16 protein-coding genes are annotated in these 14667 nt (G+C 43.4%); 9 read left to right on the forward strand and 7 right to left on the reverse strand.

The features are described from left to right. Positions 1-27: 27 nt before the first annotated feature. From BKD12_RS07900 to BKD12_RS07910, 3 genes are read left to right on the forward strand one after another with little or no spacing between them, the layout of a single operon-like run. A complete protein-coding gene (locus BKD12_RS07900) occupies positions 28-3747 on the forward strand; it encodes a DUF3849 domain-containing protein (RefSeq protein ID WP_070088770.1) in 3720 nt (1239 codons plus the stop codon). Then, complete coding sequence (locus tag BKD12_RS07905; protein WP_070088771.1) at positions 3744-3974, forward strand: transposon-transfer assisting family protein; 231 nt, start codon at positions 3744-3746, stop codon at positions 3972-3974. Before BKD12_RS07900 ends, BKD12_RS07905 begins: the two co-directional genes overlap by 4 nt. Then, positions 3974-4828, forward strand: a complete 855-nt coding sequence (locus BKD12_RS07910) for a YodL domain-containing protein (protein WP_070088772.1) — start codon at positions 3974-3976, stop codon at positions 4826-4828. Before BKD12_RS07905 ends, BKD12_RS07910 begins: the two co-directional genes overlap by 1 nt. A gap of 46 nt (positions 4829-4874) precedes the next feature. Here BKD12_RS07910 and BKD12_RS07915 read toward each other — a convergent pair whose 3' ends face one another. The 4 genes from BKD12_RS07915 to BKD12_RS16465 form a co-directional block, all read right to left on the reverse strand. Then, positions 4875-5474: a hypothetical protein gene (locus tag BKD12_RS07915; protein WP_070088773.1), complete on the reverse strand. Its 600-nt coding sequence runs from the start codon at positions 5472-5474 to the stop codon at positions 4875-4877. Beyond that, positions 5474-5653 carry a hypothetical protein gene (locus BKD12_RS07920; protein WP_070088774.1) on the reverse strand — a complete coding sequence of 60 codons (180 nt, stop codon included), beginning with the start codon at positions 5651-5653 and terminating at the stop codon, positions 5474-5476. Before BKD12_RS07920 ends, BKD12_RS07915 begins: the two co-directional genes overlap by 1 nt. A 119-nt stretch (positions 5654-5772) precedes the next feature. Further along, complete coding sequence (locus BKD12_RS07925) at positions 5773-6006, reverse strand: helix-turn-helix domain-containing protein (protein WP_070088775.1); 234 nt, start codon at positions 6004-6006, stop codon at positions 5773-5775. A gap of 129 nt (positions 6007-6135) precedes the next feature. Continuing rightward, positions 6136-6297 carry a type II toxin-antitoxin system antitoxin gene (locus BKD12_RS16465; protein ID WP_083262892.1) on the reverse strand — a complete coding sequence of 54 codons (162 nt, stop codon included), beginning with the start codon at positions 6295-6297 and terminating at the stop codon, positions 6136-6138. 131 nt (positions 6298-6428) lie between these two features. Here BKD12_RS16465 and BKD12_RS17240 point away from each other — a divergent pair, with 131 nt between their 5' ends. From BKD12_RS17240 to BKD12_RS07935, 3 genes are all read left to right on the forward strand, one after another. After that, positions 6429-6869, forward strand: a complete 441-nt coding sequence (locus BKD12_RS17240; RefSeq protein ID WP_083262893.1) for a hypothetical protein — start codon at positions 6429-6431, stop codon at positions 6867-6869. A 9-nt stretch (positions 6870-6878) separates the two neighbouring features. Next, positions 6879-7136, forward strand: coding sequence for a hypothetical protein (locus tag BKD12_RS17245; RefSeq protein WP_083262894.1), 258 nt, complete (start codon positions 6879-6881; stop codon positions 7134-7136). An 80-nt stretch (positions 7137-7216) separates the two neighbouring features. Then, a complete protein-coding gene (locus BKD12_RS07935) occupies positions 7217-7639 on the forward strand; it encodes a hypothetical protein (RefSeq protein ID WP_164496680.1) in 423 nt (140 codons plus the stop codon). Positions 7640-7678: 39 nt separating this feature from the next. On the opposite strand, the gene BKD12_RS07940 is transcribed toward BKD12_RS07935, so the two are convergent. From BKD12_RS07940 to BKD12_RS16480, 3 genes are all read right to left on the reverse strand, one after another. Beyond that, a complete protein-coding gene (locus tag BKD12_RS07940) occupies positions 7679-9304 on the reverse strand; it encodes a relaxase/mobilization nuclease domain-containing protein (protein WP_070088777.1) in 1626 nt (541 codons plus the stop codon). Next, positions 9279-9716, reverse strand: a complete 438-nt coding sequence (locus BKD12_RS07945) for a plasmid mobilization protein (RefSeq protein ID WP_070088778.1) — start codon at positions 9714-9716, stop codon at positions 9279-9281. The genes BKD12_RS07940 and BKD12_RS07945 overlap by 26 nt, the downstream gene beginning before the upstream one ends. A gap of 363 nt (positions 9717-10079) precedes the next feature. After that, on the reverse strand, positions 10080-10406 hold the full coding sequence (locus BKD12_RS16480; protein WP_083262895.1) for a helix-turn-helix transcriptional regulator: 327 nt from the start codon (positions 10404-10406) through the stop codon (positions 10080-10082). 258 nt (positions 10407-10664) lie between these two features. Here BKD12_RS16480 and BKD12_RS07950 point away from each other — a divergent pair, with 258 nt between their 5' ends. The 3 genes from BKD12_RS07950 (at position 10665) to BKD12_RS07960 (ending at position 14506) form a co-directional block, all read left to right on the forward strand. Beyond that, the gene (locus BKD12_RS07950) at positions 10665-11951 is read left to right on the forward strand and encodes an IS110 family RNA-guided transposase (protein ID WP_070088779.1); all 1287 of its coding nucleotides are present in this window, start codon (positions 10665-10667) and stop codon (positions 11949-11951) included. Positions 11952-12525: 574 nt separating this feature from the next. Next, the gene (locus BKD12_RS07955) at positions 12526-13248 is read left to right on the forward strand and encodes a LytR/AlgR family response regulator transcription factor (protein ID WP_070088796.1); all 723 of its coding nucleotides are present in this window, start codon (positions 12526-12528) and stop codon (positions 13246-13248) included. Continuing rightward, positions 13196-14506 (forward strand): sensor histidine kinase, encoded by a 1311-nt coding sequence (locus BKD12_RS07960; protein WP_083262897.1) that lies wholly within the window; start codon positions 13196-13198, stop codon positions 14504-14506. Before BKD12_RS07955 ends, BKD12_RS07960 begins: the two co-directional genes overlap by 53 nt. The last annotated feature ends 161 nt before the right edge of the window (positions 14507-14667 follow it).

Raw genomic sequence — 14667 nt, forward strand, 5'->3', positions numbered from 1 at the left:
GGCGGCGGGAGCTTTAAGGAGGACAGTATGGCAGAAAAGGACAGGAACCAAAGAATGAAGGAGATTACCCAGCGGCTGGAGCAGGGCGTCAAAGAGATTTTCACATCAGAAATGTACATGGAATATTTGAAAACCATGTCCCAATTCCACAGTTATAGCTTTAACAATACGCTCCTGATCCATCTGCAGAAACCGGATGCAACTTTAGTGGCTGGTTATCAGGCATGGCAGAAAAAGTTCCATCGTCAGGTGAAGCGTGGGGAGAAAGGCATCCAGATCATTGCCCCTGCGCCGATCCGGGAAAAGGAAGAAGTGGAGAAGATTGATCCGGCGACGTTGGAGCCGGTGCTGAAGCCGGATGGGACGCCGGAGATGGAGGAAGTGGAATATACAATCCCACGCTTCCGGATCACTACGGTATTTGATGTATCCCAGACTGACGGGGAGCCGCTTCCGGAACTGGCTACGCCGGAGCTGATGGGAAGTGTGGAAAACTATGAGATATTTATGCAGGCGATCCGGGATATTTCCCCGGTGCCGATCCGTTTTGACGAGATTGAGAGCGGGGCAAAGGGATTTTACAGCAGTATAGATAAAGAAATCGTGATTCAGAATGGCATGAGTGAAAGCCAGACCATGAAAACCGGTATCCATGAAGTTACCCACGCAAAGCTCCATGACAGGGACGTTATGGAGGAAATGGGCGAGAAAAAAGATAAGCTGACAAGGGAAGTAGAAGCGGAAAGCGTGGCCTATACGGTCTGCCAGTATTTCGGTCTGGATACGTCAGAATATTCCTTTCCCTATATTGCCGGATGGAGTAGTGATAAGGATATGAAAGAGCTTCGCACTTCTATGGATACGATTCGCAGAGTTTCCGGAGAGTTTATTGATCAGATGGTAGAACGTATGCAGGAAATCCAGAGAGAAGCCCAGCGTCATCAGGAAACAGCGCTTTTCCAGAGCGAACAGGACAGATATGGGATTTATCAGCTCCGTGAGGACAGGGACGGGACGGATTATCGTTTTATGGGAATGGCTTACCTGCAGGAACAGGGCATCACTGTGGACGGCGCCGATTATCAGTTCGTTTACGGAGATGAACTGCAGGAAGGGGATACCCTGGAAGCCTTGTATACAAAATTCAATACAGACCATCCGGCAGACTATACCGGGCATTCCCTGTCGGTGAGTGATGTGGTTGTCCTGAAAAAAGATAAGGAGCTGACCGCCTACTATGTGGACAGCTTTGGGTATCAAGAGCTTCCGGAATTTGATGCACAGAGAAAGAAACTGCTGGAAAGCCAGATAAAAGAATATCCGCCGCTCTATCTGTCGGATCTTACTTACGCTATGGAACATAGAAACGCAGACGCTTACCTGGATTCACGGAAGCTGAACCTGGACTGTAAGAAAGCGATTGAAGAAGCGATTGACAGCCACTTTGACGGGTATCATCTGGCCCATGAAGCTGCGGCAGATGTGGTGGAAACATACGGGGCAGAACGGGTGTCTTTTGTGCTGGCCTGTACCGTCCAGCACCTCAGATCAGACGGGCGGTTTTCAAAAGAGACTAAGGAATGGGCGGATCGCTTCAAAATCCCGGAGAATATCAGCCGTGGGATGGATCTCAATGCCGATTATGTGGTGACGAGCCATCCGGCAGTCATGGACGGTTTTATCGGCCTTGCCCGGAAAGAAATGGGGGAACAGGAGCAAGAAAAACAGGCCGGACAGATCGGCCCGGAGACAAAAGGGCTTTTGGTAGAGGGGCATTTTGGCACCTGGCACACGGCAGAAGTGAAGGAAATCGCCGGGGAGACTTTCTTCCGGATGGAGCATGACGGGTATGGGGATACGGTGGCAGGGATTATTGTGGATGCAGACGGGAAGCTGGTGGCGGAGGATCTGGAGCATGGATTTGACGATGGTGCTATGGAAGCGATCACAGAATATCTCTATGAGAAAGTGCCAGAGCCGTTTATCAAGCAGTTCTATGTGGTGAATGACGCCTATGGTGACAAAGCAGAGCGGGAATATCAGTATTTTGAAAACCTGGATGAAGCAATCCAGGCATATCACCTGTTACCAAACCACCTGGACAAACGGTTGGGGATGGAAAGCCGGGAGCCTGTTACTTCCAGAATGACGCTGCTCAAATGTGAGAATGGGATTGAAAATGTGGAGGATGTGAAAAAGGCTTCATTGGATGGAAAATGGATAAATGATGAAGTGGCAGATGCGTATAACCATGCGCAGTTTTATCTTGATAATAAAGATACCAATATCGTGTATGAACTTCCATCGATGAAAGGTTACTTTTATATTCAGACATCCGCAGAGGGCTGGTTTGATTATACGTTTTATGATCGGAAATACCGGGAACTGGACGGAGGATCTTATGAGAACACGGATATTTCTATTCAAGAGGCGGTGGAAGCTCTCCTTAATGAAGAAAAGATTATGTTAGCTCAGTGTCATGTGGTTTGTTGGAACGACTTTATGGAGGCAGTAACAGAGGCAGGGCAGCGAGAAATACAAGGGAAAATAGAAATGCCACTAACTTCCGGTATAACAGAAAAAGAAAAAGCGCTGGGTGATATGAGCCGTTCAGCAATAGAGGAAACGGTGTTGTGTTACGCACAGGCACAGCTTGAGGATATGGGACTGGAGGACGAAGTAAAACTAAACGCTGCCCGTGTTTATGGCAGCCGCACAAGAGCGGGATTATACAACAATGGTTCTGATTTGGATGTGGTTCTTTTCTACACAGGAAATATCCGGGAAGATGATTTTTTCTCGGCCCTTCATAAAGCTGGAATGGCGATTGTAGGGATTCCGCTGGATATTACCCCAGTATCTGAGAATCGAACCTATACTATGGAAGAATATATGAAAAATGCGGAGAAATATCTGGATGATAAAGAATTGAAGAAGCTGGCATATGATATTGATCAGTTTCTAAACGAATTTGATCTGTATGAATACCGGGATACAGTTGAGGACAGGGAAGAAAATGTGGAAATGATTTATGCTGATCTTGTTTCCGGAGAAGCAGAGTCCATACGGAAATGGGTGGCAGAGATTGCCGAGGGGGAGAATGACGATCTTCCAGAGGATGTAGAAAATGCAAAGAAATTGTTAACAAGAATTGAGCAGGCACAGGAGACGGGCAGGGCGGAAGTTATGTATGAGCCGGAGGTGGAAGAAGCAAAAATTACGTTCTATGTGGCAGAGTGCATGGAGTTCCCTGTGATGGGAGAGTATCACGATAACCTGACACTGAGGGAAGCCTTTCAGAAATACAAAGAGATCCCGGCGGAGCGGATGAACGGGATCAAAGGGATCGGCTTCCGGCTGGAGGACGGGAGTATGTATGACGGGGATTATGAACTGATGCGGGCCGGGAGCATCTCGAAAGATGCGATTGACCTGGTTCCCCATTATCAGGAAAGCCCCCTGGTGCAGAAAGCCATGGCAGACCTGGAGAAAATGCTGGCAGAGGAGCAACAGAGGAAAGAGCCGGTGCAGACAGAGCCGGCGGCAGAACCGGGCGGACAGGACAGACCGGGGAATATGGTACAGAAACCAGAAGCATCGAAGCCTGCCGGGGTGCGCCAGTCTGTCCTTGCGGCGCTTCGTGAGAGGCAGGCAAAACAGAAAGCCCAGGAACAGCAGGTACAAAAAGAGGGAGAGAAAACTGAAAAGATAGCCCAGGGGCGCAGGAAAGGAGAACCGGAGTTATGAGAGTACGATTTGAGGAAGAGGAATATTTTGTTATGGCTGTGTTTGAGAAGGATACCCGTACCGGAACCATGGAGGAAATCCGCCGGGTGCTTCCATTTATCAGCGAAGATGGGGAGATGCTTGCACTTGTCAACAGTACGCTGAAGAAAATGGAGCAGCTCACGGATCAGGAGTTCTCAGGGATGGATCTGGAAACCTATGCGCAGGAACCGGCGGAGGAAGCGTGATGGAGATCAGCCAATTTGCCCTGTACCAACTGAAGAATATCCCGGAAAACCGGATGATCCGCTACCGCTCTTATAAAACGCTGCAGGAGCAGCATATCCCTGTGCGGTATGCGAACTATGAACAGGTTTACCTGGGACGGATGAAGAAAGGGGATACGCCGGACACGATCCGGAAGCGCCTGGGGGAGCATCCGCCCCGCAGATCTGCCTGCCACAGCCTAAGCGTCAGTGATGTGCTGGTCTTAAACAGCGGTGGCGAGATCACAGCCTATTATGTGGAAAAAGAAGGCTTTGTTGTGCTTGCCGGTTTTCACCGCCTGGGTTCCTCCAGTGCCTTGATTTCCTATGATACAACAGATTTTCATATTGAGGGGAAAGAAGGAAGCTGGCTTGCCTATGACAGTATCATCATAGACGGGCGGGAATTTTTCCTCATGGAACACACCGTTTACGGGGCGCAGGCGGCCAATGTGGTGCTGGACAGTGCGGGGAATATGGTGGCAGACAATGTTTTCCACGGCTTTGACGGGACAGTAAAACAGCAGATTTGGGAGTACCTGCACCCGCCAGCAAAAGAGCCGGAACCGGAGAAAACTAAAAAGCCGGTGATGGAAAACTGGCAGAAAGCCTACGAAAACGGGGAATATCTGCGCAGCGCCGAGATTACGGAAGAGCAGAATTACAACATGATTGATGGGCGTATGAATAATCTGCCGAACAAGCCTCGGAAGATTGGAGGACGGATTTCTGTGCTGGATCGGCTCCATCTGAAGCAAGAGGAGATTGCCAGAAAGAGCGGGAAGCCTGTGCCGCAGATGGCGACGGAAGAAGAAATGGAGCGGAGAAGAAAATAGAAAAGGGAAGATGTTTTGCCGGGAGGGCAGGCATCTTCCTCTTTTTTTAATCTCTGAAATACTTTAGCATTTGTACCAATATCGGACTTTCCGCAATTTCGTCTGTATCTCTCTCTCGTTGACCAAACTGGACAAATTGGGAAGCGGAATAAAAGTCATATAATTTTGGATTGCTGGCACATTCTATGTAAACAGCTTTCCCACCGATAATAAACTGAGCTTCCCGGACTTTGCTGCAGGCAATAGATAATAATTCCTGTCCGGGTATCGAGGCAGATAAGGCAGGATTAAAATTTCTGCCGAGCTGTGCAATCAAAGGCATAGACACCAGAAAACGGTCAAGTTCTTTGTCATATTGTGAAAACTTTCCTATACGCTTCTGGAGAGTTTTGCTTAGTACATTTCCGTTGATAGAAACAAATTTATTTGCCAGTGTAAAATAGCCAACGAGATCAGGTGATTCTTCATCAGAAAAAACAAGATAGGTCATTGCAAGCCGCTGTCTGGCAAAGCCAATCGCCTTTGTTTGTATAAAATTTTCCACATCTATATTTTGGGGACACATGAAACGGGAGAGGATAGACTGTAGCTTATCCTCTCCGTATGTGTCGAGCATTTCTAAAAGATTCAGCTCTATATAATCCATTATAATTTATCTCCGAAAAAAGCTTTGATATTTTTTGTACCTTTTAATTCCTTTACGCTGTAATTACGGGAAGCAGGCTTTGTCGCAATAGCTGCGGCTTTTTCCAGTGCTTCCACAAAAGCAGCGGCGGAGTCTTTGTCATGGATTACAATGTTCTTTTTAATACTCTGTGTTGCCATGTGCATCTACTCCTTTCTTATTTTCTTATCCATAGTATAGTCGATTTTTCAAAAAATAGCAATGAACTATTTTTAAAATATGATGAAATGGGGAGAACCATATGCATAAATTGAAGTCTCTATTTCAATAGCTCATCATAACTTGTCTCCAGGCAGTCCCGGATGCCTCGGAGTTGTGTCCCTGTGATATGCTGGATTCCTCTTTCGATTTTTACCAGCGTTTCCCGTGTCATATTCAAGCCCTGGAGCTGGAGCATACGGACAAGTTCAGTCTGTCCAATTCCTTTTTCTTTTCTGATGCGGCGGATATTCCCGCCAATGTCAATACCAGTCTGCTTGATTTTTTGTTCCATGCGATAAAACTCCTTGTGTGGACTAGAATGAGTCCGATTTTCCTTTATCTTATCGGCATGGAATGATACAATGGGACTAGAATGAGTCCACTTTTGAAGATGATAACGGAAATTGTAATACAGAAATGCTTACTTTAATTCACCATGTTTATGTTCGTGCTGTGCGATAGCCTGGCGGATCAGATATAGGATCTCACCATTCATGGAGCGTCCGTCAAACTCTGCAAGGCTTTTCAGCTTCTTGTGCGTTTCTGAGTCAATGCGTAAACCGATATGTTTATCTTTATCCATAATACCTCCTGTCTAGTACATTTAAGTACAAAATAAGTTCGTTAGGATAAGTACATTTTAAGTACAGGTAGTGATATGATGTGATAAATGGACTTGTTTTAAGTACACTAAATTTTGGGAGGGGAAACAGGATGCAGGAGAAAGGGAAAAAGAAATATTACCGGATCAGGGCGGGGCTGTTCTGGCTGATGATCGGTGGGTTTGTACTGTTGCTTTTGGGGGTGTATTTTAAGGATGAACTGTATGAAAAGTGGCTCAGAAGCGGAGGTATGGAGAATGTCAGCTATGAGGGAGTCCAATCCGCACTTGAGGATCAGGGAAGCTGTTATCTTTGCGGGAGCAGCGATTACAGTCTGATAGATTATTACCGGAAATTTGATACGATAGGATTGATTTCGCTTAATGACTGGTATGTGTTGGACTTTCGCTTGAAATGCCATGACGAAAACGGAAACGAAGTGAATGGAGAAGATGGAACTTCGACAAGTTTTGGAAATACCGGAGAAATTATTTATTCCACAGAAAGTAATTTCCGAGGCACAATGGCTTCCATAGAGGTAACACTTCCGTAGGATTATCAGATGAAAACAGAGACAATCCGGGGACATCTCTGTCAGAAATGCTTGAATAAAGTGCTGGAATCTTTGGAGTTCCGCAAATGGAAATACGAAAAGAAAGAGGCAGTTCCGCTCTGCCTGGTGGATTTTAAAACGTTGGAAATCTATTCTCTTCAGGACTGGCACCGGGGCTGTCGGATACAGAATTATTGGGTGGAGATAGAACCGGATGGGAATAAAATCACCGTGGAAGCATATACCATTCCGGATCAGAAGGAATAGGAAGTTGTTGTGGGAAGAAATGGGATTTCGTGTTACAATGAACTCTAGTTGAAAGAATGGCCGGATGGGAGAGTGTGAGCTTGAAAGATAGTGAATTAAGCAGGAAAGCCCATGCTGCGGTTTACCACCAATGCCAGCGGCGGGGCTATGCCGCACCGGTGGATGTGCTGATGGAGATTGGCGTACTGCCAAAACAGAAATATGAAGAATGGCGTTTCGGGAAAATCCCGTATTTGGAGCAGGTATGCACCTGCAATCTCCGGAAGCTTTCTGTAATCATGGGGCAGATCCGGCGATATGCGCAAAAGACAGGATTGAAGCCGTCTTTTTGCTATTATAAGCGGTGGGGCGTAAAGAAAAAGCATGGACACAGGCCGGTGATCCTGCTCCGTTTCAGCAAGAGCGGAAAGCCAGAGATTGAGAAAGCATATGCGACTCACTATGTAGATATCAAGAAAATCGAACAACTGAAAAAGGATACACAGGATAGGCCCACGGAGTAAAGAAAAATCTCAGTGGGCCTTCTGATATAAGGCAGAGATTTAGGAGCGTGTACTTTCTCGTTCCTGCGCTGTCTGCCGGGAGCGGTCTTTCCCCAGAAATGTGTCGATGTTTGTCTGGACAATATGCAGTTCCTTTTCATATTCCCGGAGGTTTCGGTATGCTTCGTACTGGCTGCTTTTCCGTGCAGCCAGCTTTTCTTTTTCTGCTTTCAACAGTTTCATGGAAGGCAGTTTTCCATCTTCTGAATGTTCTTTCAGTATTTTCCGGGCAGTTTCATACAGAGTGATCTCCGTCTGGTGTTCCAGCCGGAACTTCTTCTTATTCTTGCAGGTAAGAAATTCCCGGTACACTGATTTGTTAGCCAGATATTGCCCTGTATAATGAATTTGTTCGTTGACCTCACGAAGTTTCTTTTCCGTAGAACGGAGTGTTTTTCGCATCTCGGTGGTCTGTGCCTGTGCCTCATCAAAAGCGGCTTTCAGATCATCTTCCGTATCGTAACCATGCTCTTGAATATAGGCCACTGTTTTCGCCATCTGCTGTAAATTAGACAACCGGACTTTCCTGGCATAAGAAGAATTTGCCTGCGCTTTTGCACAATTCTGCAGATCAATCACAAGCCGGAGTTCGGATTTGATAAAGACGAAAGCAGGCAGGTCGTTCTGATTCGCAAAGGCAGATGGTTTATCGGATGTATCCGGCTCAGGTGACAGGTTCTGGTGGCATTTGGAATTTTTCTCCCATACAGACAGCAGATATTCTTTTTCATACCGTGTTCCCAGGTTTCTGCCCGTAATGTATTTCCCACGCTCCGGATGGAGATAGCTGAACCGCCTACGGCTGATCTTGAGTGAAATATGATAGTTGTCTAAAAGCTGCTTTTGAAATTCTTCCAGACTGCGGGCGGAAGCGGCGGCTTCCTCAATGGCGTTTCGGAGGAAATCTTTCTGGGTTTCAAATTTCGTTTTGCGTGGTGTGATGCCGCCGGCAGTCATTTCCCGATTTAATGTATCCAGCTTTTTCTGCCCTCTGCGCTGTGCGTGATATTCTCGGTCAGTGACTTTCCTTTCCGCAGGAGAGAGCAGGTCAACCTGGTGCAGTTGCTCTCTGTGGCACAAATCCATCACATCCTGTTTCAGATAGGAAAGATAATCATTCGTAAGATGATGTTTATAGCCAGCACGGGAATCGCATGGCCGTTCCATGAAATCCTGACGTTCCACATCATGTTTCCGCAGGCTATTGATAACGATATGCACATGAATGTTGCCACTCTGATTGTGTCCGTCTGTATGAGTGCAGACTAAAGCCTGATGGCCGGGAAAATTTTTCCGGGCATACTCCAGACCGAGCTGCTGCGCTCGTTCTCCGGTCAATCCGCTTTCCTCCGTGTCCTTCGGATCAAAACTTAAAATATAGTGATGAGATTTGATCTCATCAAAGGTCTGGTTCTTACGGTATTGTGCATTTAGTTCTTTACATTCCATATCAAAGGTAAAGGAATCACAGTTGATGCCGTCCAGATAATATTCCTCCCTGGGGATTAGTCTGCCATTTTCATCAAGAATCGGTTTCATGGTATCCTCGTTATATTGAAACATCAGATAGCGCTGGGTCTCCCCGTAATCCGCATTTTTACTAGCGATATGCTTCAGGATTGCCATGAAAAAAATCTCCTTTCGTAACAGCACTATCGCTCGGAGGGTGGGATAGAAAGTCTCCTGCCATTCTCAGAACTTCGTACTTCATCTCATAAATGTCAGAAATTCCCTGGTTAATTCTTTTGCGCATTTCCTGTGAATGGATACCGCCACTGTTAAAATGGCGGGCGATCTGATTAAGGTTACTTCCGATTTTGCCAAACTCTGCGATTAGCTTTTTCAATTCCGGTAGCTCTGCCACAATTTCATATTTTACTTTTACTGGTTTTCCTGTAACTTGTTTTCGGATATATTCTGCAAGAGGAAGCCGTGCGGCTTCTGCATAGAATAGGAGACGTTCATACTCTGCGTCTGTGAAGCGGAGCATCACTGGATGGGTGCGCCTCAGTTCCTTTTCTTTTTTCGGTCTAGCCATAAAATCCCTTTCTACTAAAATTTGTATTCATACTATAAGCCGATTTAAAGAACATAAAGAGAACAAAATGAATATTTTTAAGATGTTGTTTTTTCGTGATGGGAACCGATCACGCTGCGACTGTCTTTCACAGGAGCAATGATAACACATTAAATAAATGTGCTGAAGCCGAGGGTATGGGGAGCGGAATCCCCATCAAGTTTGCCAGTAAGCAAAAGTTACGAAGTGAGTTTTGAGTTACGCAGGCGAAACTTGCTCTATAGTGTTGAAAAATTGCTGCTTATAAATATATATAAACCAGAAAAAATAGGTGAGCAAGATTAAAATAAAGTTAATTCTTGTTCATCTATTGGATAATAGAATTTAATTCCTTGTTAGTCGCTTTAAAACGGATGAAAGTAATAATAAATCTTCTTCAGAAAATTTACTAATATCTGAAATAATAGAATGTAACAAAGTAGGGTTCTGAAAAGATGGATCAAAAAATTCAGTAGGAGTAATATCGAAGTACTTACAAATAACTAAAAAAGTATTCATAGAGGGTAATATTCTGCCAGAACTAATTGATTGTATATATCCTTGCGAACGACCGATTGCTAAGCTCAAAGTGTATTCGGAGATTCCTTTTTGACAACGTAATTCAGTAATTCTATTTTTGATAAATGCTGAAAAATCAGTTTCCTCATTCATGACACCTCCTATACATATTGTAAGTGTTTTAAAATAATTTTATTCGATTTTAAATATCTATTTGACAATGATTTTGCTTAAAATATACCATAAATATCTAAAGACAGCTTTGAATGAAGGTTAAAAAGGAGCTTCCTGTATAATACAAACATAGGGAATTCCAAGAAAGGTGGTTGATAAAAAGATACCTCAGAGTAAAATAAGATTTGCTGACTTTGCCGGTTAGTAAAAATCTTATTAAACAGAGAGGTATCCGAAATGAAGTATAACACACAAAACGCAAAAATTGCATCCATTACTGAAAAAACTTTAATTGTTGGTATTGATGTTGGAAGTGAAACTTATTTTGCCCGTGCTTTCGACTGGAGGAATTATGAATTCACCAAAAAGCCTTTTGAATTTAGCAATAACGAAGCAGGTTTTTTGTCATTCAAAGCCTGGGTGGAGAATCTTTTAGAGAAAAATGGCAAATCCGTTGTGATTCCTGGTATGGAGCCAACCGGTCATTACTGGTTCGCCCTGGGAAAATTCCTGCAGGACAATGGGATGAGGCCGGTGCATGTAAATCCCCATCACGTAAAAAAGTCGAAAGAACTGGACGACAATAATCCCAATAAGAATGACCGTAAAGATCCAAAGACGATCGCCAGTCTTGTGAATGAAGGACGTTTTTCTTATCCATATATACCGACCGGCGTTTATGCAGAGATCAGGAGTTTGTCAAACATGCGGTTCCAGGCACAGGAAGAGCTTACCAGAGCCAAAAACCGGATCGCCAGATGGTTCTCCATCTATTTCCCGGAGTATAAAGACGTTTACAGGGATTTCAAGGCGGTCAGCGGAAGGATCGTGCTGCAGGCAGCGCCGCTGCCGGAGGATATCCGGAAACTGGGTGTGGAAGGTATAAACCGGATCTGGAGGGGCGCAAAGCTGAGGGGCGCCGGAATGAAGAGGGCAAAGACCCTGGTATCGGCTGCGGAGCATAGCATCGGGAGTAAGGAAGCGCCGGAAGCGGCAAGGATAGAACTCAGGAACCTGCTGAATGACATGGATGTATATGCGTCAAGAGTGGAAGAACTGCTTGGAATGATAGAAGAAAAGCTAAAAGAGATCCCTTACATCGATAAACTGATGGCAATCAAGGGAGTCGGATTGCTAACCGTCAGCGGATTTATTGCAGAAGCCGGAGATATCAGACGTTTCGAAGATCCGAAACAGCTGCAGAAGCTGGCAGGGTATGCGATTGTGGCAAATGAATCGGGAAAGCACAAAGGGGAAAGCCGGATCAGTTACAGGGGCAGGAAACGTCTGAGATATGTGCTGTATGAGGCGGCGCTGTCGCTGATCGGGAAGAATGCGGAGTTCAAAGAGATCCATGAGTATTACCGGACACGCAAAGAGAATCCTTTGAAGAAGATGCAGTCCGTGGTGGCCGTCGCGTGCAAAGTGATCAGGATCTTTTATGTGATACTGACCAAAGGGGTGGATTATGACCCGGAGAAAATGATGGGGGATATCCGCAGGCCACAGATACAGGCAGCATAAGAGAACAGACCAGTAACCGTTGATCAATGCTTGTCACAGTTGAATTGAGTCCATGCAGTGCTGTGGGTTGAATTCAGCTGTGACAGGACAGCTGAAAGGTACGGGGAATCATTTACGGGGAAACGTCCGCCGCAAGGTGCCGGAATGAGGAAGAGTGCCGGAAGTCAGTAAATAAAACACAAAGAATGAGCCAGTAGTCGGCAGAAATCATCACCATAGGGCAAGACCCTGCAAAGGAGCTAAGCCGACACCCTGGATATGGGCAGGCGGGACGAAGGAAGTGAGGACCCGGCGGAGACGCGGGAGATCCTGGTAGACACGGGAGGTACGCTGCCATAGATGGATGGGTATACACAAGGCCATGTAAGACGAAATACAAAGACGTTTTACTTCGTGTACCCAAAACCAGCTATTTTCGTACCAGATACAGAGAAATGCCCCTTTCCTTGGCTCATTTATCTGAGATAGTAACTTGAAAAACCTTTATTTTAAAGGGAGAATCACTTGACAATATAGGGAGATGACTTGCATGAATGATACCGAGAGAGTATTATACTTTCAGGAGGGAAAAATAATGAAGACTGTAATTTGCGATGATGAAAAAAGCACATGTTCCGAGCTAGAAGAGATTATACTGAAATATGCGAAAGAGAAGAGCGTTTCACTTGTGACAGAAGTTTTTTATTCTGGAGATACTTTGTTGGATTATTTGAAAAGAGAGAAAATAAACATTCTTTTTCTGGATATAGAATTGCCAGGGAAAGATGGAGTTATGGTGGGCAAATATATAAGAGAGGTTCTTGAAGAAGAGAATATATTTTTGATATATATATCTTCAAAGGAAAATTATGCATTACAGCTTTTTCAAAATCGCCCGTTTGATTTTTTGGTAAAGCCCATAGAAGCGGCGAAGATATATCATGTTTTGGATAATATTTATCGTATATCGGGAAAAAATAGTGTGGGATTTGAGTTCCAAACTCAAAATAGTACATATCGCATTTCGTATAAAGATATTTTGTATTTTCAAAGTACTGGAAGAAAAATTAATATTGTAATGAAAAAAGAGATCAGAACATTTTATGGAAAATTGAATGAGATTGAAAAACGAATTCCAGAAAATGTTTTTTTAAGAATACATAAATCGTATTTAGTAAATAAAAATTATGTAAAGGAATTTACATACGAGTGGGTAAAAATGCTGAATGGAGATGTACTAAATATAAGTAAAATCAATCGTGCAGATGTACGAAGAAAGATTTTGGAGAGTGCTGCAGATGAGTTTAAAAATATTTAATGGTATTATAGCGTTACTGGCAAATGCATTACGTTTTTACGCATTGAAGTATTTTGTTGGTATTTTTGTGCAAAAAGAAGAGAGTGTATGGAAGCATGTCTCTATTTTATATATTATAGGCTGGGCATGGACAAGTGCGATAAGCTTGTTATTTTCCTCTCCGGCTATGAATATTTTGTCAAACATTACAAGTCTTTTTTTGATTTTTTTTCCATACCGCATAAAGAAAACAAAGAAATGTTTGGCTGTATTTATTATATATGTGATTAATGCTTTGGTTGACAGCATTGTCATTTTATCTTTAACAAAATATACGATGGGACAGCCGGTGAATCAGGTATATGAATGTATTACCAGCTTTGCTTTATTATTTATTGCAATTATTATCCAGAGGACAACAGAACCCGAAAAAGAAATTACATTACCGGCATTAAATATGGTTGCACTTTTAATGGTGCCTGTTGTTAGTATTGCATATATATATTATCTGATTATTGTTGTGCATGAAATAAAAGGAATTGTTATTTTTGCATCACTGGCACTTCTTTTTATTAATATTCTTATTTTTTATCTGTATCATTCATTACTTAAATTTTATTCTGCTCGTATGAATGAGCAGGTATTTAAACAGATGCTGGAAGTTTATTCTTATCAGTTGGATGTAGCAAGGGAATCGGAAGAGCGGGTGAAGGCACTAAGACATGATATAAAACATCATATTATTGAGTTATCAGCAATGGCTAAAAATAATAATGATGACGATATGATAAAATATTTAAGCGGCATGAAAGAATTTATGCTCAATCCAAAGGAATATTCAAACACAGGAAACCGGGAAATAGACGGGGTGTTGAACTATATGTTGCAGAAAGCAAACAGGACGCTGAACCAGGTAGATGTTCAGATAAATATTCCGGAAGATCTGTATTTGAATAATTTTAATATTTGCGTGATCTTAGGGAATCTAGTAGATAATGCAGTAAGAGAAGCCAGTAAATCGGAAGAAAAGCAACTAACTATAAAAATGCAAATAAAACAAGAGCTGCTGTTAATCTTTATAGAAAACAGCTATTCGGGAAAAATTTTGGAAAAGAAAAACGGACTGCAGACAACGCAGACAGAACTTGCTATACATGGTATTGGATTAGAAAATGTAAAGAAAGTGGTGATTGACAATGGAGGAGAAATTAAAATAGATTATACATCCAATAGATTTTGCGTTCAGGTTCTTTTGTATATGTCGCGGATTAAAAACTAAGAGACTTGTTAGGAGTCTCTTTTTTTATGCAAAATGAAAAGTCTAATTTTGACAAAAACATGGGCGATTTTTTACAACCATGAAAAAACTTAATGATTCTATGCTACAATGCAGTCATTTTAAAGGGAGGTGTAAGTTAATGGTAAGCGCCAAATATTAAT

Origin of the sequence: Merdimonas faecis (assembly GCF_001754075.1) — a bacterium.
Lineage (GTDB): Bacteria > Bacillota > Clostridia > Lachnospirales > Lachnospiraceae > Merdimonas > Merdimonas faecis.

Coding starts and splice junctions, on each gene's coding strand:
- BKD12_RS07900 (WP_070088770.1), top strand. CDS start 28: ATGGCAGAAAAGGACAGGAACCAAAGAATGAAGGAGATTACCCAGCGG.
- BKD12_RS07905 (WP_070088771.1), top strand. CDS start 3,744: ATGAGAGTACGATTTGAGGAAGAGGAATATTTTGTTATGGCTGTGTTT.
- BKD12_RS07910 (WP_070088772.1), top strand. CDS start 3,974: ATGGAGATCAGCCAATTTGCCCTGTACCAACTGAAGAATATCCCGGAA.
- BKD12_RS07915 (WP_070088773.1), bottom strand. CDS start 5,474: ATGGATTATATAGAGCTGAATCTTTTAGAAATGCTCGACACATACGGA.
- BKD12_RS07920 (WP_070088774.1), bottom strand. CDS start 5,653: ATGGCAACACAGAGTATTAAAAAGAACATTGTAATCCATGACAAAGAC.
- BKD12_RS07925 (WP_070088775.1), bottom strand. CDS start 6,006: ATGGAACAAAAAATCAAGCAGACTGGTATTGACATTGGCGGGAATATC.
- BKD12_RS16465 (WP_083262892.1), bottom strand. CDS start 6,297: ATGGATAAAGATAAACATATCGGTTTACGCATTGACTCAGAAACGCAC.
- BKD12_RS17240 (WP_083262893.1), top strand. CDS start 6,429: ATGCAGGAGAAAGGGAAAAAGAAATATTACCGGATCAGGGCGGGGCTG.
- BKD12_RS17245 (WP_083262894.1), top strand. CDS start 6,879: ATGAAAACAGAGACAATCCGGGGACATCTCTGTCAGAAATGCTTGAAT.
- BKD12_RS07940 (WP_070088777.1), bottom strand. CDS start 9,304: ATGGCAATCCTGAAGCATATCGCTAGTAAAAATGCGGATTACGGGGAG.
- BKD12_RS07945 (WP_070088778.1), bottom strand. CDS start 9,716: ATGGCTAGACCGAAAAAAGAAAAGGAACTGAGGCGCACCCATCCAGTG.
- BKD12_RS16480 (WP_083262895.1), bottom strand. CDS start 10,406: ATGAATGAGGAAACTGATTTTTCAGCATTTATCAAAAATAGAATTACT.
- BKD12_RS07950 (WP_070088779.1), top strand. CDS start 10,665: ATGAAGTATAACACACAAAACGCAAAAATTGCATCCATTACTGAAAAA.
- BKD12_RS07955 (WP_070088796.1), top strand. CDS start 12,526: ATGAAGACTGTAATTTGCGATGATGAAAAAAGCACATGTTCCGAGCTA.
- BKD12_RS07960 (WP_083262897.1), top strand. CDS start 13,196: ATGTACGAAGAAAGATTTTGGAGAGTGCTGCAGATGAGTTTAAAAATA.